The sequence below is a fragment of the Epilithonimonas sp. UC225_85 genome (assembly GCF_042695135.1).
Lineage (GTDB): Bacteria > Bacteroidota > Bacteroidia > Flavobacteriales > Weeksellaceae > Epilithonimonas.
Genome location: NZ_CP170547.1, coordinates 1443099 through 1463668, shown reverse-complemented (window position 1 = coordinate 1463668; position 20570 = coordinate 1443099). Strand labels below are relative to the sequence as shown.

Annotated in this window: 18 protein-coding genes; 2 read left to right on the top strand and 16 right to left on the bottom strand. The window is 35.5% G+C overall.

What is annotated here, in order from left to right; genetic code table 11:
* The first annotated feature begins 13 nt into the window (after positions 1-13).
* Positions 14-2272: a reprolysin-like metallopeptidase gene (locus ACFJGY_RS06945; protein WP_379969439.1), complete on the top strand. Its 2259-nt coding sequence runs from the start codon at positions 14-16 to the stop codon at positions 2270-2272.
* 69 nt (positions 2273-2341) lie between these two features.
* On the opposite strand, the gene ACFJGY_RS06940 is transcribed toward ACFJGY_RS06945, so the two are convergent.
* The 6 genes from ACFJGY_RS06940 to lpdA form a co-directional block, all read right to left on the bottom strand.
* Positions 2342-2938, bottom strand: coding sequence for a porin family protein (locus tag ACFJGY_RS06940; protein ID WP_379969437.1), 597 nt, complete (start codon positions 2936-2938; stop codon positions 2342-2344).
* A gap of 94 nt (positions 2939-3032) precedes the next feature.
* Positions 3033-3719 (bottom strand): porin family protein, encoded by a 687-nt coding sequence (locus tag ACFJGY_RS06935; protein ID WP_379969435.1) that lies wholly within the window; start codon positions 3717-3719, stop codon positions 3033-3035.
* A 145-nt stretch (positions 3720-3864) separates the two neighbouring features.
* Positions 3865-4911, bottom strand: coding sequence for a 3-dehydroquinate synthase (gene aroB, locus ACFJGY_RS06930; protein WP_379969433.1), 1047 nt, complete (start codon positions 4909-4911; stop codon positions 3865-3867).
* 105 nt (positions 4912-5016) lie between these two features.
* Positions 5017-5976, bottom strand: a complete 960-nt coding sequence (locus tag ACFJGY_RS06925; RefSeq protein WP_379969431.1) for a DUF4476 domain-containing protein — start codon at positions 5974-5976, stop codon at positions 5017-5019.
* 176 nt (positions 5977-6152) lie between these two features.
* Positions 6153-7160, bottom strand: a complete 1008-nt coding sequence (locus ACFJGY_RS06920; RefSeq protein WP_379969429.1) for a T9SS type A sorting domain-containing protein — start codon at positions 7158-7160, stop codon at positions 6153-6155.
* 85 nt (positions 7161-7245) lie between these two features.
* A complete protein-coding gene (gene lpdA, locus ACFJGY_RS06915) occupies positions 7246-8649 on the bottom strand; it encodes a dihydrolipoyl dehydrogenase (RefSeq protein ID WP_379969427.1) in 1404 nt (467 codons plus the stop codon).
* A 126-nt stretch (positions 8650-8775) separates the two neighbouring features.
* Here lpdA and ACFJGY_RS06910 point away from each other — a divergent pair, with 126 nt between their 5' ends.
* The gene (locus ACFJGY_RS06910) at positions 8776-9429 is read left to right on the top strand and encodes a YggS family pyridoxal phosphate-dependent enzyme (protein WP_379969425.1); all 654 of its coding nucleotides are present in this window, start codon (positions 8776-8778) and stop codon (positions 9427-9429) included.
* Between the two features lie 128 nt (positions 9430-9557).
* Here ACFJGY_RS06910 and ACFJGY_RS06905 read toward each other — a convergent pair whose 3' ends face one another.
* From ACFJGY_RS06905 to ACFJGY_RS06860, 10 genes are all read right to left on the bottom strand, one after another.
* Positions 9558-10649, bottom strand: coding sequence for a glycosyltransferase family 4 protein (locus ACFJGY_RS06905; protein WP_379969423.1), 1092 nt, complete (start codon positions 10647-10649; stop codon positions 9558-9560).
* Entirely contained in the window at positions 10646-11434 is a 789-nt protein-coding gene (locus ACFJGY_RS06900; RefSeq protein ID WP_379969421.1) for a polysaccharide deacetylase family protein, read from the bottom strand. The genes ACFJGY_RS06905 and ACFJGY_RS06900 overlap by 4 nt, the downstream gene beginning before the upstream one ends.
* A gap of 116 nt (positions 11435-11550) precedes the next feature.
* The gene (locus ACFJGY_RS06895; RefSeq protein ID WP_379969419.1) at positions 11551-12480 is read right to left on the bottom strand and encodes a glycosyltransferase family 2 protein; all 930 of its coding nucleotides are present in this window, start codon (positions 12478-12480) and stop codon (positions 11551-11553) included.
* On the bottom strand, positions 12480-13601 hold the full coding sequence (locus ACFJGY_RS06890) for a glycosyltransferase family 87 protein (protein WP_379970133.1): 1122 nt from the start codon (positions 13599-13601) through the stop codon (positions 12480-12482). Before ACFJGY_RS06890 ends, ACFJGY_RS06895 begins: the two co-directional genes overlap by 1 nt.
* A 143-nt stretch (positions 13602-13744) precedes the next feature.
* Entirely contained in the window at positions 13745-14557 is an 813-nt protein-coding gene (locus ACFJGY_RS06885; RefSeq protein WP_379969417.1) for a 2,3,4,5-tetrahydropyridine-2,6-dicarboxylate N-succinyltransferase, read from the bottom strand.
* Positions 14558-14634: 77 nt separating this feature from the next.
* A complete protein-coding gene (locus tag ACFJGY_RS06880) occupies positions 14635-15171 on the bottom strand; it encodes a C40 family peptidase (RefSeq protein ID WP_379969415.1) in 537 nt (178 codons plus the stop codon).
* 119 nt (positions 15172-15290) lie between these two features.
* Positions 15291-16325, bottom strand: a complete 1035-nt coding sequence (locus tag ACFJGY_RS06875; protein WP_379969413.1) for a sulfite exporter TauE/SafE family protein — start codon at positions 16323-16325, stop codon at positions 15291-15293.
* An 11-nt stretch (positions 16326-16336) separates the two neighbouring features.
* On the bottom strand, positions 16337-17122 hold the full coding sequence (locus ACFJGY_RS06870) for a phosphatase PAP2 family protein (protein ID WP_379969411.1): 786 nt from the start codon (positions 17120-17122) through the stop codon (positions 16337-16339).
* Between the two features lie 80 nt (positions 17123-17202).
* Positions 17203-19182 carry an LTA synthase family protein gene (locus tag ACFJGY_RS06865; protein WP_379969409.1) on the bottom strand — a complete coding sequence of 660 codons (1980 nt, stop codon included), beginning with the start codon at positions 19180-19182 and terminating at the stop codon, positions 17203-17205.
* 81 nt (positions 19183-19263) lie between these two features.
* Positions 19264-20556: a sensor histidine kinase gene (locus ACFJGY_RS06860; protein WP_379969407.1), complete on the bottom strand. Its 1293-nt coding sequence runs from the start codon at positions 20554-20556 to the stop codon at positions 19264-19266.
* Positions 20557-20570: the final 14 nt, after the last annotated feature.

Here is a 20570-nt window from a genome sequence, read left to right as displayed (position 1 = left end):
AAATTCATTAATAATGATAAAACAATTACTCACGGCAACCGGCATCATGGCATCTATGCTGCTAAGTGCGCAAAAGAACTTTTGGAGTTCTGTCCAAAATACAAGTACATTAGGGAAAACAGTTTCTCTTCTGGACAGAAAAACAGTTCCTACAGATTATAAACTGTATAAACTGAATCTGGACGGAATCAAATCTGAGCTTGAAAAAGCACCTTTAAGAGAATCAAGCAACGAGAATCTTGTCCTTAAGTTTCCTAATGCTAACGGAAAACTGGTAGATTATGTTGTAAAAGAAGCTCCGGTAATGGCTAAGGAATTGTCTGACAAATATCCGGGGATCAAATCTTATGTCGGCTATCAGAAAGACAATAATGGCAATACAATCAGATTCAGTATCTCTCCTTTTGACGGGATGAATGTGATGTATTATGACAATTGGGATGTAAGCTATCTGGACACTTATACCACTGATAAGTCAACTTATATCGTTTATAAAAGAAGCAGTTTGCCTGCAGATCCGGAACGTTTCAATTGTGATTTTGAAAAAGTGAATTTCCAGACGCCGCCAACTGCGGAGCCTATCACTTTAAAAGCGCCGATCGTAAAAGACGGAATGTTCAGAAAATACCGTCTTGCACTTTCCAGCACTGTAGAATATTCTACCTATCATATCAACAGAGCGGGACTTTCTGCGGGAACAACAGCTCAGAAAAAGGCGGCCGTACTTGCTGCTATGAACACTACAATGACAAGAGTAAATGGTGTTTATGAAAAAACGGTTTCTCTAACAATGGTTATGATTCCAAACAATGATCTTTTACTTTCTATCGATACTGATGCTTATGGTCCAGGATTTACAAATAATGACGGATCAGCTTTATTAGGAGAAAATCAAGCCTTTACAGATGCAACAGTAGGTAATTCGAGTTATGATATCGGTCACATTTTCAGCACTGGCGGCGGCGGTATAGCTTCGTTGCAATCTCCGTGTAATACCAGCAGAAAAGCACAAGGCGTAACAGGATCCAGTGCGCCAAGAGCAGATGCTTATGATATTGACTATGTAGCTCACGAAATGGGTCACCAATTTGGTGGTAATCATACGTTCCGTGCTAATACAGGATCTTGCAGCGGGAACGCAAACAATAGTACTGCTGTAGAACCTGGAAGTGGATCTACAATTATGGCGTACGCAGGGATATGTTTATCAACTAACAATATACAAGCTCACAGTGATGCCTATTTCCATTCTGTAAGTGTAAACGAAATGTATAATTTCATCTCCAGAACGACAGATTGTTCTGCGAAAACGGCTAATAACAATACTGTTCCTACAGCTGACGCAGGTCTGGATTATACTATTCCAAACGGAACTGCTTTTGTGCTAACAGGTGTCGGTACAGATGCTGATGGCGATGCTCTGACTTATCTTTGGGAACAGACAGATACGGCAACTCTTGCTAATAATCCGCAGCCGCCAACATCCACAAGTACTGCCGGAACTGTTTTCAGATCATATACACCGACAGCATCTGCACAAAGATATTTCCCTACAATGGCATCTGTAGCGAATAATATACTGAATCCTAAATGGGAGGTAATTCCAACCGTTGCAAGAACTTTGAACTTTTCACTTTTAGTGAATGACAACAAAGTTACAGGAAATCAATCCGCCAGAGACCTTATGAAAGTGACAGTGGCTGCAACCGGTCCTTTCAAAGTGACTTCTCAGGATTTAGCGGCTAACTATGTTGGAGGAAGCTCTCTTGTTGTAACCTGGGATGTTGCCGGAACTGATGCAGCTCCAATCAATACTACAAATGTTCAGATCCTGATTTCTTCTGATAATGGATTGACTTACCCAACTGTACTTGCAGATAACGTTCCTAATAATGGCAGCGCAACAGTAACGCTTCCTAATGTGGACAATGGAAATGCAAGAATCATGGTAAAAGCAATTAACAATATTTATTTTGCAGTGAATGCGGCCAGATTCAATATCAATAAAAATCTTGCAGTGAATGAAACTGCTTTCAACAAAGGTTTTGCGATCTATCCAAACCCTGCGAAAGGAGAAGTAAATATCTCCGTGAATAACGCAGCGAAAGGTGCAACTTATCAAATCTTGGATCTATCCGGAAAATTAATTTCTAACGGATCTTTGGAAAATGAAAAAACAAAAGTGAATATCTCCACTCTAAAAACAGGAACTTACTTAATCGTAATTTCTAACAACGGAGAAACAACAAGTAAAAATCTTATTGTTAAGTAATTAATTTTACAAACTAATATTCAATAAAAAAGACCAACTGATTGTTGGTCTTTTTTCATTTTAATATTTTTAGAATCCGTATTGTAAACCGATCTGAAATGCATTATTCCGAAGCTGCTTATCATCATTGCTCCAGGTTGTAGAACCTGATTTTTTGATATCCGTAAACCCTACTAAATATCTTGCGCCAATTGTAATGTTATTGATCCTGAAACCAACACCAACAGCCCCACTCAGATCAAAGCTGTTATAATTGGAGTTATTTCTGTACTTTTTGATCGTCACCACATCATCTGTTTTGTTGCGGTCGCTATTGCCCACCAAAAAAGAAAACTGCGGACCGGCCTCTACATATAATTTTGGAATCGGTTCAAACTGAAACATAATTGGTGCAGATATATAATCCAGACCAAGTGTATGAGAGGTTTTGCTATTATCATATTTTACACCAACACTGTTATAAAGCACTTCCGGCTGAATGCTGAAAACACTATTGACAGGCGCATGCATATAAACTCCAACGAAATAACCCAGCTTAGCATTAGTATCATCCCAGCTTTTCTCTTTGCTTATAGTGGCAATATTTGCACCACCTTTAACTCCAAATGATTGTGCAAAAGCTATGGATGCTGTAGAAATAGCCAGTACCTGAAATATCTTCTTCATATATATAATTGTTTATTAATAACAAAAATATAAATTATGAAATAAAAAAAGACCGAATTAATCGGTCTTTTATAATATTTAAGATTTTGTAATATTAGAATTTATAAGACAATCCAACTTGGAAAGTGTTATTTCTGTTTTTATTATTATCATTATCTACAGAAGTTGTTCCGTCTTCACCATCAGATTGTTTGTTGATATCTGTGAAACCTGCAACGTATCTCGCGTTGATTCCTAAGTTAGGTGTAAAATTGAAACCAATACCTAAACCAGCACCCATATTGAATTTTGTAGTATAATCTTTAATATCTGTTGATCCAGAATTTGTTGTAGTCGTAGTAGTACCTCCGGTAGTCGTAGTAGTGGTAGTATCTCCTTTAGCCTTAGCACCTACTAAGAAACCGAATTCCGGACCTGCTTCAAGATAGAAAGCCGGTGTTGCATGGAACTGGAACATTACAGGAACTGTTACGTAATCCAGGTTAATACTGTTAGATGATTTGGAAGTATAAGTTGTTCCCAAACCTGAACCTTCTACAGTACTTGTAACTTTAGCTCCGTATTGGCTATATAAAACCTCTGGCTGGATACTGAACATTTCAGAAATCGGTGCGTTCATAAATACACCACCATAGAAACCTGCTTTAGATTTTGAATCCTCATAACCATCATCAGAGATTGAAGATACGTTAAGACCAGCTTTTAAACCGAATGTCGGACTTGTTTGAGCGAATGCAAAAGTTCCTGCTACTAAACCTAATCCTAAAAATAACTTTTTCATAATATCAAATTTTAATTTTGTTTTACGGAAAGCATACTTCCAAATACTTTGCCAAAAAATTAAAAATAATTGATATTTTTTCTGATTATTATTTCAAATAATTAATTATCAGCGCATTAAAAATCATATTCTATGAATAATAACATTAATTCACATTCATATTTTTATAGAAATTTAAGGTCAAATTGATTTGATCCGCGTGCAATTTCTGATCAAAAACACAACTTCCATATCCGTTTATTAATGAAAAATTGATATTTCCGTCCTGATTTTTTTTATCATTGAACATCAAATCCATTATTGCTCCGTTCTTAAATTCGGAAATATCGATGTAAGGGAAAAACCTTTGGATCTTGGTAATGATAGTCGAAGAAACCTCCACATCTATCAAACCGGCAAGCAAAGCTAAATGTGTTTCACAGATCATCCCCAGCGCAACTGCTTCGCCGTGAGGAATCAATTCTCCTTTTTTCAGGAAAAGACTTTCCACAGCGTGACCGATCGTATGACCAAAATTGAGAATCTTACGAATATTTTCCTCTTTAAAATCTTTTGTAACCACGTCATTTTTGATTCCCATACTTCGTCTGATAAACGGAGCAATATCTTCCGGCGTTATCTTAAATAATGAACTTAGGTCGTTCCAATGGCCGGAATCTGCAATTAGGCCGTGCTTCAGCATTTCTGCAAAACCACTTCTGAGTTCCTTAAAATCAAGCGTTTTCAAAAATTCGGGATAGAAAAAAATGCCTTCAGGAAGTGCAAAAGTCCCTATAATATTTTTAAGATATTGATGATCGATTCCCGTTTTTCCGCCAATAGACGCATCACACATTGCCAGCAAAGTGGTTGGGATATTAATAAATTTGAATCCTCTTTTATATGTTGAAGCTACAAAGCCGCCCATATCGGTAACTACTCCGCCACCAAGATTAATTAGTAAAGATTTTCTGTCGGCTTCCATTTCCGAGAATATCTCCCAAAGCTGTGTTGCCGTTCCGATATTTTTATTTTCTTCACCTGCTTCGATTTCGATGATTTCAAAAGGCGCATCAGTTGCAAGATTCGGGAGTAAAATCGGCAAACAATGCGTATGTGTATTTTCATCCACCAGAATAAAAATCTTGCTTGGCGAGATCTCCTCTATATATAGATTAAGACTGCTGAAATCTTTGTCGAGTTCCTGTATCATAACTAATATTTTAACAAAAATAAAAACAAATTAATTAGCAATTTAATTATTTGCAGATTAATTTTATTCAAAACAAAAAGAGAAGCAGTTAGCTTCTCTCCAGTTTTATAATTTTGAAATGTACTCCCGCAGTTCCTGCGCAGAACTCTGATACTGAAATGACGGATAAATCACAAAATAATTGTTTGGATCTACACATTTTCTATAAGCAAATTTTGCTACATCCAATCTGTCTTTGTCATATGGCAAAGCTTCGATAAGCGCTTTTACCTGTTCAGAAGTGACCATAGTATTTTTCAATTGCTGTTTGATCACCGAAACTTTATCATCACCAAATTTCGTAGTTTTCACCACTTGTAAAAAAGCATTGAAAGTCGAGTTATTCATTACACTTCCGTAAGAATTTCCCTGGTTATTTCCATTATAGCCTCCCTGATTATTCCCGTTGTAACCACCTTGGTTAGTTCCGTAATTTGGATCCCATTGTCCGGAATTACCATTATAAGGAGAATTCCAGACATCGTTCCAAATGTCGCCATAGTTTCCATAACCTTGACTTTGAAGCGGATAAGTTCCCAAAAGATACAATCCCTGATTACTGAAAAAATCCAGAACCAATCGGGAATTATTTCGAACATTGATCCTCGTTCTATAGATCAGATAACCGTTTCCGTAAATCGAAACCGGAATAAGTCCCGGAATCAAATCAAAAAACCTGTATTTCCCGGAAGAATTAGAAGCCATCTGATCGCCGACTTCTACAGTGTAAAATCCACGTTCCGGAATTCTCAGAAATAATTCTGCATAGCCAAAACCATAATTTTGATTCCAGTTGTAGCCAGAGTTCATTCCGTTATTATTATTTTGGGGATTATTATTCTGAGGTTGATTTCTATACCCAGAATTATCCAGAGTGTTACCTCTTTTTCCGGAATTATCCGATGTTTTGGTTTGCATTTCGCTTTTCGAAGCTTCATTTTTCAGAAGTTCTCCAGCCTTTCCTGCTTCCTGTGCAAAAGTGTTGAGACTCAATATAAAAACACAGGTAGTAAATATTTTTTTCATAGTTAATAGGTTATTTATAGTTTTTGATAAACTCTACAAATATGCCAAATTTCCAATTATTAGTGAAATATTTTAAAAAATAAATTATAAAATCACTAAACAATTGATAATATTATATTTAGATAAAAAAAGAGAAACAAATGCTTCTCTTCTGTGCTATAATTTAAAAACAATAATTATAATTTCACAAATTTTTTGTTCAGATATTTTCCGTTAATCAAAACATTCAAATAATAAATACCAGATTTCAGTGTAGAAATATTTATTCTATTTTGATTAACTGAGGGAGATAAAATTAATCTTCCAGATTCATCATATATATCAATTTTTTCAATCTTTTCTTTCACATCTAATTTTAGAAAAGCCTTTGCAGGATTTGGAGATATTGATAGTTTGACTTTGCTGGTTTCTTCGGTTGCGATCAGGCAATCATCTGTAATATTTACAGACGCACCAAAAACACTTCTGTAATCGTTCACTTCATTACAATTTACAATGAGATTAACCAAAGTAGGAATTGATTGCGGACGATGCTGGCAAGTACTATTTAAGCCAAGAAATCCATAAAATGGACATTGTTCCCAGTCAGCTAATATTACCCAAATTGTTTTTTTCCCACATTGCAGATTAAGATTAATGAGAGGATTATTGTTAAAGTGATAATAGACAAAATAATTGTTTCCAATATTCCTGGCCGCCTTACTAAGATCAAGATCTGTCAGTAAATTTCCTTCGCAACTCATTACCAATAACTTACTAATATCTTCGAAATTAAGAAATTGAGTGATTTTATTTTTTTGGAAATAAAACTCTTCCAGATTTATAAGATTCTTAAAATCTACCTTTTCCAGATTGTTATTTTTACATTCTAAGATCTTCAGGTTTGTAAAATAATTTATGCCTTCTAATGAAGTAATATTGTAATTAATATTATTGCCAAAATCTATCAAGCCTGCATTTTGATTTATAGATATCACACTGATATTTTTAGCTTCTGAAACATCAATTTCCCCATCGTTATTTTGATCAATTTTTGTCGCATTACCAGCTAAATCAGCAGCAATATAATTAGTTGAACTGGATTGCAGCAATCTCGTTTTAAAATTCGCATCAGGAAAATTGATAATCTGGCTAAATAATAAATGTGAGCAGAAAAGTAGTAATAAGAAGTAGTTTTGTTTCATAGATTAGTTATTTTCAACTAAGTTAACAAAAAAAGAGAAGCTAACTGCTTCTCTTTGTATTAATTATATAAAATAAGATTTTAAATTACATATGAATTGATCTCTTGCCGGTTGCATCCAAAGCCGCTTCTTTCACAGCTTCTGCATAAGTTGGATGTGCATGAGAACTTCTTGCAATATCTTCTGCACTTGCACGGAACTCCATTGCGATAACACCTTCTGCAACCAAATCTGCCGCTCTAGCGCCAATCATATGGAAACCAAGAACTTCGTCGGTCTTTTCGTCAGCGATGATTTTTACAAATCCGTCTGTGTCGCCACTTGCACGGCTTCTTCCTAACGCTCTCATTGGGAAATTCCCAACTTTATAAGCTACACCTTCTTCTTTCAGCTGCTCTTCTGTTTTACCAACTCCGGCAACTTCCGGCCAGGTGTAAACAACGCCTGGAATCAGGTTATAATTGATATGAGGCTTTTGACCAGCCAAAACTTCAGCTACAAAAGTTCCTTCTTCTTCAGCTTTGTGAGCCAACATTGCGCCTTTTATCACATCGCCAATTGCGTAAATGTTGGAAACATTTGTTTGCAAATGATCGTTTACTTTCACTCTTCCTCTTTCGTCAAGTTCTACACCAGCTTTTTCAAGTCCAAGTCCGTCTGTGTAAGGTTTTCTGCCTACAGAAACCAAAACATAATCTCCTTCGAAGCTTACTTCTTCTCCTTTTTTATTTTTTGCGGTTACTTTTACAGAATCTCCGTTTCTTTCAACAGCAGAAACAGCCGTAGAAAGTTCGAATTTCATACCCTGTTTTCTAAGAACTTTCTGTAATTCTTTAGACAAACTTCCGTCCATTCCAGGGATGATTTTATCCATAAACTCTACCACAGTTACCTGAGAACCTAATCTCAAATAAACAGAACCAAGCTCAAGACCAATTACTCCTCCACCGATTACAACCAAATGTTTAGGGATTTCTTTCAAATTCAAAGCTTCAGTTGAAGTGATGATTCTTTCTTTATCAAGGTTAATGAAAGGTAAACTGGATGGTTTTGAACCTGTTGCGATGATTGTATATTTGGACTCGATCACTTCGGAAGACCCGTCGTTTTTTGAAACTTTGATCTGAGTTGCAGATTCGAAACTTCCAACGCCTTCAAAAACTGTGATCTTATTTTTATCCATCAAAAAGTTGATTCCTTTTGTAGTTTGATCCACCACTTCGTTTTTGCGGGCAACCATTCTTGCGATATCAGCTGTTGGCTCATTAATAATGATACCGTGATTTGCAAAGTCATGTTTTGCTTTTTCGAAATGTTCAGAACTATCAAGCAAAGCTTTTGAAGGGATACAACCCACGTTGAGACAAGTTCCGCCCAAAGTAGAATATTTCTCAATAATTGCTGTTTTGAAACCCAATTGTGCCGCACGGATTGCAGCAACATATCCACCAGGACCAGAACCGATAACGGTTACATCAAATTGACTCATATATTTTGATTATTAATTCGAATAAAAATTTCCTCAAATTTACGAATTTTAGACCAATTTCGGAACTGATTTTTGTTAAGATAATTAATGTCTATTTTTGTAGCAGATTTTTAAAATCCCATTAAAATGTCATTCGAAACAAAATATCAGAATATCCTTTCCCAACTTCCTAAAAATGTAAAGCTAGTAACGGTTTCCAAAACGAATCCGGCTGGAAAGATCAAAGAAGTATATGACTTGGGACAAAGAGCTTTTGGCGAAAATAAGGTTCAGGAATTGCTGGAGAAACAAGCCGTACTTCCAAATGATATTGAATGGCACTTGATCGGACATCTTCAAAGCAACAAAGTGAAATTTGTCGCTGGTTTTATCTCAATGATAGAAAGCGTTGACAGCGAAAAACTTTTGAAAGAAATTGACAAAGAAGCTTTAAAAAACAATCGGAAAATCAATGTTCTGCTTCAGGTTAAAATCGCAAAAGAAGAGACAAAATTTGGGTTGACGGTTGATGAAGCCAAAGAAATTTTCAACAATTATCTTAATGGAAAATATCCAAATATTGAAGTAAAAGGTCTAATGGGAATGGCAAGTTTTGTGGATGATGAAGTTCAGATTCGTGAAGAATTCGGAATTTTGAAACAACTTTTTGATGAACTTTCCGGATTAAAACCTTTAGAAACTCTGTCAATGGGAATGAGCGGCGATTTTCCTTTAGCGATCGAATGCGGCTCAAATTCTGTGAGAGTTGGATCAGCGATTTTCGGAGAAAGAAACTATTAATTTTTATCGCAAAGGCGCAAATAATTTAAAATTAAAACTTCTTCAAGTCGCAAATTTTAAAACTTTGCGACTTATTTTATGAACAATAAATGTCACCTACTTGCAACTTGGCGTTATGAAAATTTGAATTACAAACTTTCATAAACTCTCATTATATCTCTTGCAATCACCTCATCATTGAATTTCTGAACAAACTGCAAACCCTTTTCTGCACGGCGTTTTCTTTCTGGTTCATTTTCCCAAAGGAAATTAATTTTTGATCTGATATCAGCAACATTTTTCGGATCAACATAAACAGAATCCGGTCCGCCGGCTTCGGGAAGACAGCTTGTATTGCTTGTGATCACTACCGTTTCGGAAAATAAAGCTTCAATCACAGGAATTCCAAAACCTTCGAAAAAACTTGGATAAATGAAGATTTCAGCCAGTTTATAAATCGCAGCCAATTCATTCATCGAAACCTTTTCAAGGAAAAAGACTTCGACTCCGCTCAGTCTGACAGTTTCTTCTATAAGTTTGAAATATTTCTTCTTTTTGGTTCCGACAACCACCAGCGGAATATCAGCTCCTTTTAATGCTTTTACAACATTCAGAAGGTTTTTTCGTGGCTCAATGGTTCCGACATTCAGAATAAATTTTTCCGGAAGATTGAATTTTTCTTTGACTTGATTGAGAAATTCTGCCGATTGCTGTTCTTTGAAACTTGCGTGACAACCTTGATAAACAACTTCGATTTTACTTTCAAGAACCTTTAAATAATGGATGATATCTTGTTTTGTTTGTTCAGAAATGGCGATAACTTTGTCTGCTGATTGCGCTGCTCTTCTGAACTTCCAGAAATGAATTTTACGGTCAAACCATGTGTAATATTCCGGGAATCTTTCAAAGATCAAATCGTGTATGGTGACAACCTTTTTGATGGGTTTTTTCTTCCATCTCAATGGTAATTCGCCGGACAATCCGTGGAAAATATCGGCATCAAGATTTTGCGCATCTTTTCCCATTTTGAATTGGCGGGACAAAGTTCCTTTTGAAGTTTTAACGTGCGAAACGTTTGGCAGTTCTAATATCTCTTTTCCTTTCTCCGATGTTTTTTTACTGATCAAAATATATTGATTATCAGGATAAATTTTTGAAAGAATCCGCACCAGATCGCGGGAATAATTTCCTAAACCCGATAAACTCGAAAAAATTCGTTTGGCGTCGTAAGCAATTTTCATTGGCTCTTTTTTACATTTTGATGGTTTAAAAAATTCCTTATCGTATCAAATTTATAATTGTTCTTCTTTGCCCAAATAATGAAGTTTTCAAACCTGGTTTCCATTTCTTTTCCTGTATTTTTGAAAGTGTAACCTGGCAATTTATACTTTGGATCAGAAATATCATTGAATTCCCAAGGGTGAAAATAAATGTTCAGAAATCCTGTCGATTGCAATGATAATTTCGACAATAATTTATAAAACCACAGTGGAAAGTTATGAAAACTTAGCCAAAACAAAGGAACACGGAATATCGTAGAAACCGAAGCAGGAAACTGTAAAACGTTCTTTTGCCAAAATGGGTTTCTGCTTACTCTAAAATTATTATATCTGCCTGGAAGATATGTTGGATTGATGGAGGAATTGTAGAAATAGCCCGCATCTGCAACTGCTTCTTCAGAAACAGGACTCATTCTTGGCATTCTCAGTCCAGTGACTTTTGTATGAAAAAGTTCTTCTAATTTTTGCTTTGACTGCGCCAGATTTTCTTCTTTAAACTCTGAATGAAACCAAGTATGAGAAGCTAATTCGTGGCCTTGCGATAATAATTCTTTAATCAGATCTTTGTTTTCTTCAGCAAAAATAACTGTGGAAAAAAAAGTTGCTTTGACATCCTGTTTTTTGAGAATCCGAAGAATATTCTGTAAGCCTTTTCTGGAAACGGAAATCTGCTCCTCAAAAGGAATATCGCCCTGGTATTCCAAAGGCATATCGAATTCTTCTATGTCAAAACTTAATAAGATCATTATTTTTTTTATAATATTGAAACTGCAGCCCGGCCTGAGTGGAGCTCTTTTTATTTTTTAAGAAAAAATAAAAAAGCGGGAACGGAGGACGGATAAAGCTGCCATAAATACTTAAGTTATAAATTTTTGGAACGTATGATGTAATTTGGTCTTTCCTTAACCTGTTTGAAAATCTTGCCAAGATAGATTCCGAAAATACCAAGAATGATAAGCTGTAAACCTCCGAAAAAAACGATGGTCATAATGAGTGACGCCCAACCTGAGATTTCGGTTTTCGCAAGGAAAGAATAAATGACGTAAATCCCATAACCAACGACAGAAAGTGCGGAAAACAAAAACCCCAAATATGCTGCAAGATACAACGGTTTTACGCTAAATGCGGTGATCCCTGTGAAGGCAAATTTCATCATTTTTTTGATGTTATAACTGCTTTCGCCAGCGTTTCTAGCACCTGCCAAAAAATTAACGGAAGTCTGTTTGAAGCCCATCCAACTCGTCAATCCTCTTAGAAACAAATCGTCTTCGGTGAAATTCCTGAATTCGCTAACCACACTGGCATCAAGTAATCTAAAGTCCGAACCACCTCCAGCTTTGAGATCTACATCAGAAATCCGAGAAAGAAAACGATAAAACATCTCTGAAGTTTTCCTTTTGAAGTATGAGATTTCTTTTGGATATTTTCTATTGGTCAAAACCACATCGAAGCCTTCTTCCCATTTCTGAATGAGTTCGGGAATGAGTTCAGGCGGATGCTGCAGATCTGCATCCATAGAGATTACAGCGTTTCCATCAGCGAAATCCATCCCTGCTTTTACAGCCGGCTGATGACCGAAATTACGTGAAAACTCGATAAACTTTACATCTTCATTATTTCTGCTAAATTCTTCAAGAATGGATTGAGTATTGTCCCGGCTTCCATCATTCACGAAAATAATCTCAAAAGTATAACTCTCGAGTTTGGAAAAAACGGCTTTTATTCTTTGATAAATCAAGGAAATATTGCCTTCTTCGTTGTGAGCCGGAATGACGATGGAAACTTTTTTCATCAATCTAATTTATAATCTTTCTCGAAATCTCTGGTCAGCAATTCATACATTACTCTAAACCAGATCAATATACAAGGAATCGCTTTTGTAGAATATTTAATAAAAACTTCTTCTTTGATAAATTTTGGGAACAGATCCGAAAATGCAAAACAAGTGAAAATCATCACAAAAACCAATAATCCAATGTCAATCTTTGATATTTTTTTTTGCATCAGAAACCAAATCATGACGCCTGAGACTGCAATAATATAAGTCGGGCTTTCTGAACTGGAACTGAATAACACAATAAATAATAAGGTTGAAGCCAGAATCATCATCTGAAAAGGCAGAGATTTATATTGCTTAATTCTAAAATAAGGCAACATAAAAAATGCAAATCCTGGAATCAGAAAGATAAGATTAGAGATATCTGCATTTCCCATAACACGCCTTACAACGCCCATTAAAGAGTAATCCTGGCGGCTCATCAAAGTCTGATTGGACAAGTTTTTCTCGGACAAAGACACATACCAATCGACATATGACTGAACACCGAAATGTACACTGGAAATAAGCATCGGCAAAACAAAAAACAAAATTGCAATTATAATAAATGAAATGATGAATTTCGTCTTATTTTTAATAAAGAAAAATGCTGACAAACCAACAATCCCATAGACTTTTACAAATGTTCCGATAAGAATGGCAAATGCCGATTGAGTTTCCTTTCTTTCGTAAATATAAACGGCAGATAAGATCAATAATCCTGTCAATATAATATTAAACTGAAAATAAGTGGCCGCCGTGATAAATTCCTGAAGACAAAGCCAAGCGAAAAATGATTTTTTTGCATTGGAAAATGGCAATTTATAGATCGCATAAAGAAAAACCAAAGTGCTGGCAACATTCCATAAAACGGCGCCAAAACCGTCCGGCATCATTGCGAAAGGCGCAATCAAAAGACTGAAAAATACACCATAATGATTACTGTCAAAAAACAAATCAGGATACTGAAGAAAAATATTTCGTTCCTGTAATGTATTGTAAAACACACCTTTGAAAATCAGATAGTTATTATAGCCGCCCGTTCCTCTTTTATATTTGCTAAACGCTGTTACAGCTGCAACAATAATATAAATCATAAAGATAATCCGGTAATCCGAGATCAGTTTCAGGAACTTCTGTTTCACAATGCTTTCTTAAGTTAAGTTTAAAAAAAATGTCATCCTAACAAGAAGTTTGATTCTCATTAGAATGACAAATATAAGTTTAAAATCAATATCTATTAAACAGCCACGTTATTTTCTCTCAAAGCATCATTAAGAGAGGTTTTTTTGTCGGTAGATTCTTTTCTCTTTCCGATGATCAAAGCGCAAGGAACCTGATATTCTCCTGCAGGAAACTGCTTAGTATAACTTCCAGGAATGACAACTGATCTTTCCGGGACATAACCTTTCATTTCGATTGGCTCAGGTCCTGTAATATCAATAATTTTGGTGGACATTGTAAGACAAACATTTGCTCCCAAAACCGCTTCTTTACCAACGCGAACACCTTCCACAACGATACAACGTGAACCGATAAACGCATCATCCTCGATAATGACCGGCGCCGCCTGTAATGGTTCCAAAACACCACCGATTCCTACACCGCCGCTCAGGTGAACATTTTTTCCGATCTGTGCACAGCTTCCAACCGTTGCCCAGGTATCTACCATCGTCCCGGAATCTACATAAGCTCCAATATTGACGTAAGATGGCATCAGGATCACACCGCTAGCTACAAAACTCCCGTGTCTAGCAATAGCGTGTGGTACTACTCTAACGCCTTTCGCTGCGTAATTTTTCTTCAAAGGAATTTTATCATGGAATTCGAAAGGACCAACTTCTATGGTTTCCATAGTCTGGATTGGAAAATACATCACGACTCCTTTTTTCACCCATTCATTGATCTGCCAGCCATTTTCTGTAGGTTCAGCTGTACGCAATTCGCCTGCATCCAGTTTTGCAATGACTTCTCTTACAGCATTCTGATATTCTTCTTCTTTTAAAAGTTCACGGTTATCCCAAGCTTTTTCTATTTTTTCCTGTAAAGACATATTTTTATAAATGATAATTGATTAATGATAATTGATTTTTTGTGGACTAAAAACCGTATGCCGCAAAAATAATAAAACTAAAGCACACTTCTCGCAAAAAGGAAAGCTTTGTTCCAATAGGCTTCATTAAGAGAAGAGATGATGACACCCTTGGAAGTTGATGCGTGGATGAAGGTTACTTCCCCACTGTTCATAATGTCGTGTACGATACCGACGTGTGTTACAGCAGATCCGCCTGCGGTTGCAAAGAATAGAAGATCGCCTGGTTTTGCTTCAGAAACATTGATCGATCTTCCCTGTTTAGCCTGATCGGATGAGCGTCTCGGCATCTGGATTTTATTTTCATCAAAGACTTTACAGACCAATCCTGAACAATCGAAGCCTGCTTTTGTATTTCCGGCATATTTGTAAGGCGTTCCAAGGTAATTTTCTGCATCGTCCAGAATAGAAGCCCTTGTTCCGGAAACATTTCCTGAATAAGTGGAAGTGAGTTTTTTAAGATTGACCGATTTGGAAGTTGTCGGTTTTTTATAAGAATACTTCTTTGCAGACTTTGAAGCACCACAAGAAATCAGAAAAATTGAAAATAGAATTACCAATACAGATTTTTTCATCAATAGATTTTAATAGTAATTTTTTCTCAATAAATAAATTTAGATGATCTCAACAAAAGTAGGACACTTATCCAAATTAAACAAGGGTTTGAAATAAATTAACAAAAACAAATTACGGATCAGATTTCAAATTTTGTCAGACAATTATCTTTATAACAATAGAATTCGTAACTGGGATCTTTTCCAAAAGCAAAAACTTTTTCAAGATGAATTTTGTCATACCGATAATAGAGTGCATTATATTTTTCTTTCAAATGATCAGGTAATTCTTCAGGTTTAATTGGTCTTTCAACTTCAAACCCATCATCGAAGGCAAACTCTACTACAAAATCTGTGTTTCTCCAGGAAATCACAGATTCTGTTTCCGCACTGTGGTAAGTAGTTGAAAAAGAAATTCTATCTTGTTGAATAACTTTCTGAGAAGTCCCTATCAATAATATCAACCCTGAGAAAACCATTGCCCCATATCCAATTTTTTTGAACAGAAATTCACTTAGATAAGGAAGAATATATTTGACAGTATAAGAGGAAATAATTGTTGCAGCAGCAATGGTCAAACCAAGCCACAAAGCTGTATCAGAATATAATCCAAGCGAAATGTAAATCAACAGTTTTATCAGATGAAGAAAAACCTCATTAATAGCTCTGGTCGCAACAATTTCTTCTTTCCTGAGACCAAATCTAAGGTAAAAACGATTAAATAACAAACCGATCGCGCCCGTAATTCCTGAAACAAAACCTGCGCAGAATCCGATAATCATTAACAAAAACTTAGGATAAGGCCTTTGACTTTCTATTTCTGATTTTTTATATTTGAACAATTCCGGAAGGTTGGCAATCAGAAAAAAAGCAACAATAAGCTGCAAATAATTTGGATTAATATATTTGATCAGAAAAGCACCTAATAAAACTGCGGGAATAGAAAACGGAACAAACCAAAAGAAAATCTTCCAATTGATATGATTTTTAAAAACTGCAATTCTGGAAACTGAACTTGTAAAAGTCCCAATTGTCAAAGAAAAAGGAACAACTGAACCCGGAAGCAACAGATTAAGAATCGGAATTAAAATTAAACTTGCACCGCCACCGCAAATCGCACTGATCCAAAAGGCGACAATAGTTCCTAAAAATAAAAGTATAATATTTAAAGTCATCTATCTGGATTCTAAAAATTCTTTACCAACCCGATTCCCACACTTCTATTCTGATAAAAAGGCATAATCATCGTCTGTGATTTTTCTTTTTTACTACCTAAAAGTTGATTGATCTTGGGATATAACCAATACGCCATTTCTGTTGACAAAATCCCAAAACCCGCGCCAGCAACAACATCACCAAACCAATGTTTGTTATTCAACATTCTGTAAACGCCTGTAAAAACCGCAAATGAGTAACCGGAAATTCCCAACATAAAGTTGGTATCTTTATATTCTCTGAACATAAATTGGGCAGATGCGAAAGCCATCGCCGTATGACCGGAAGGGAAAGATAAATTGTTTGATCCATCGGGTCTTTCTTCTTTCACAAGATGTTTTAATGGAAGCGTAAATGCAGATGTAATTAATAATGAGGTTCCGTAAATCATACTTCTGTCGCGGAGGTTGTGCTTTCCTTCGACACCAAAAGCATTCAGACCGTAAACCAAAACACCTGGCGCAAATTGTGTATAATTATCCAATCGGATGTGATCCGGCTTATGTTCTGAAATCTCAAACTGGGTAGAAGAATTAAGATTTTTCAATCCCGGAACAGTTAGACTGGTAATACCGTAAGAAATAAAAACCGCCGGAATAATCAGCTTTTTATAACTGAACTGATGGGTCTTGTCCCCGATATTTGATTTTGAAATAATTGTAGTGTCCTGAATTTTATTAATTGTCAGACTATCTTGCGCACTGATTTTCTGAAAGCTCAGAATGACTAAAAGTAAACCTGATAAGAGAATTTTCATGATTGAATTTCGTGTCTGTTAGATTGATTACTGACACAAAATTGCAATTTGATTTAGAAGAAATTTAGAATAGTTAACCTCTATTTCTTCGCCTTCATTTTGCCGTTCTTAAATCTTTCGCTGGCAGTCTGGTAATAAGAAATAGTTTCGGAAACCAAATCTTCATTTTTTGATTTAATTTCTGTTATGCATTGGTTTTTCCCAGACACTCTGAATTGTTTTACCCTTTTGCGGTCATCGATTTGCATAAAAAGATTCCCCTTCAGCATTCCCAAAGTTCTGTAATTTCCAAGAAAAGCACGTTCATCGCCCGATTTGGTTTGATTAATATCTTTTCCGTACAGACTTGTTTCATAATTCCACCCCAGATAACCAAACAAAGTAGGCATCAGATCTATCTGTGAAGTCAGGCGGTTGATTTTTTCCGGTTTTTGTTGAGGAAGATTGTAGATGATAGCAGGAATGTGATGATTAGCGATATTAATTTCCCATCTTCCCGCACTATTCGCACAATGATCTGCCACGATTACAAAGACTGTATTTTTGAACCAGGATTTTGTTTTTGCATCAGCAAGAAATTTTCCCAAAGCATAATCTGTATATTTAACAGCAGCATTTCTGTCACCTTGTGGAAGATCGATTTTTCCTTTGGGAAAAGTGAAAGGCTTATGGTTGGAAGTCGTCATCACAAACTGAAAAAACGGTTTGTTTGCTTTGGCACTTTTGTCGGCGTATTTTATCGATTGTTTATAAAGATCCTCGTCGCAGATTCCCCAGGCATTTTCAAAAGTGACTTCGTTATCAGGGATTTGGAAACGTTTTGTTTTGATATCATCAGACAAGGCGTTTCCTCTGTTTCTGTCGACAATATCAAAGCCCTGACCTCCGAAAAAATTATTCATATTATCAAAATAGCCATCACCGCCATAAATGAAATAAGGCTGATAATTCTTTTCTTTTACAATCGTGGAAACTGAAAATAAATTCTGGTTGTTCGGTCTTCTCACAATGCTGTTTCCGGGAGTTGGAGGCACGGAAAGTGTCAAAGCTTCCATCCCGCGAACAGTTCTGGTTCCGGTTGCATAAAGGTTTGTGAAGAAAATACTTTGGTCTACAAGTCTGTCATAATTTGGGGTTATATTGTCCTTATTTCCGAAAGTTTTTAGAAATTCTCCACTGAAACTTTCTATTGTGATTAAGATGATATTAGGTCTTTGTTCCTGATTTCCCCGCGTTAATCTGGAAATATCTTCATGTTTTGTAGTGGTATAATTTTGATTTTCCTGTAAAAGATGATGCTTCAAAACCGAATAAGCTTCTTTTTCCGAAAGCTTCGGATAGAATGTTTCATAATCCAATTCGTTTGACTTATAAGCTGATATAAAAGAAAATGCCCCATTTTTCCCTAATTCATTCACCACAAGATTATTACTGAAGTCTGCCTGCTTGTTTTTCATCAAAAGTCCTGAAACCGAAGCAATAACCAAAACAGGAACTGCAAAAACAACACGTTTGCGAATAGGACTTTTATCTGAAAAAGTTCTTTTGAAAATTTGTAATTTTTTAAATAAGGCAAAAGTCAAGACGATTAATCCTATTAAAATAACTGCAATCAGGGGCAAAGGATAAGATTGGTTGATGTTTGAAAAAACTTCATAAGTGTAAATCAGATAATCTACTGCAATAAAATTGAATCTAACGCCAAACTCGTCCCAGAAAGGGATTTCTGCCAAAAGACTGAAATAAATGATAATAAGGATTAAGCCTAAATAAAAGTAGGTAAAACCTTTGTCAAACAAAGATCCGATCAATCGTTTTGGAAAAAATAAAAGGTAAACAGCGTATAAAATCAAAAACAACAATCCCATTGTAAGATCAAAGACAAATCCTGTAAAAAATGCCCTTAAAATATAAAGCAAATTAAAATCTGCATCTTTTGCCGACCAGATCAATAAAGTTACTCTAACGATAAATGATAAAACGATGTATAAACTTAAAATAGAAAACAGTAGTGAAAACCTGCCTTTCAATAATTTTGCAAAGAATGTTTTTAGATTCATAATTACACTTTGTTGAACGTGTAAAGTAAAACTTTAATTTAGAAGAAATCTTGAATTTCTTTTTATATTAATTTTCTCTTCTTAATTTTCAATACAAATGGAAAAAAAATGTTGATCATTTTCGAATCGATAATTGATTTTCCAATTCTGAAGGATACAAATTTGTTTGATAATTGCCAGTCCCAAACCGCTTCCACGGTTGTCCGTTGACAATTTGGAGAATCTTTTGAATAGCAGATCTTCATTCAGTTTTTCTTTTCCGGAATTGGAAACTTCAAAAACAGAGTCTGTCAATTTTATAGAAATAATCCCATCAGAAGGTGTATGTCGGATGGCATTCAGAATCAAATTATTAACCAAAACTTCCATCAAACTGCTATTTCCCTTCACTTGTATGTTTGATGAAATGTCAGTTTTTAAGAAAATATTTTTCTGTTCAAAATGTTCCTTTAAGATTGCAATACATTGTTCCAGCAAAGTATCGAACCGAATGATCTCTGAATTGTCAAACTGACTGTTATCAATTTTGGCCAAAAGAAGAAGATTCCTGTTGATTCTCGAACTTCTGGACAAAGCTCTGTTCATTTCTTCGGCAATCTGATATTGTTTCTCTGTAAGATCTTCGTTTTGCAAAAGAACATCCAGCTTGTTTTTCAGGATTGCAAGAGGTGTCTGTAACTCGTGTGAGGCGTTTTCTGTAAACTCTTTCTGCGTTTTGTAAACAGAAATATTCTGGTCTATTAATTTGCTTAAAGATTGATTTAGTTCATCAAATTCAGAAATATCTGTTTTACTGAATTCGATTTTCGTCTGCTGATTCAGGTTAAAAGTTTTGAGTTTATCCAGTGTTGCCCGGAATGGTTTCCAGATAGATTTTGACAATCTCCTGTTCAGAATTAATAAACCTGCAACAATTAAAATAAAGAGAAAAACAGTAGTCGCAGAGATGAAAAATATGGTTTCCTGGGATTCTTCAATATTGGTTTCTATATGAAAACGAAAAGGTTTTTTGTTAAGATAAATAATTTTAGAAAGACCTCTAAACCTGTCTATATCTTCAAAATTCAGAAAATCATGCTGTTTTTCTACCATAAAAATGCTGTCTTTAAGATCATCATTTTTTTTCAGGATTTGAATATTTGTAGTTGGCTGGATATCATTCCAAAACCTGATCGTTTCCATCAATTGTTTGTCTGATAATTTTAAGCTATTAAGCTGAGAAGATGTTTTCTCGGATACAATTTCGTTATGCTCATCCAGCTCATGTTTCCAGATTGCATCCACCACAAAATAATATACAGGAACACTGATGACCAAGATAATGAGGACATAAATAATAAATGGCTTGGTAGTTTTGCTAAGTAATGGCTGCAAAAGTTGAGTTTTCT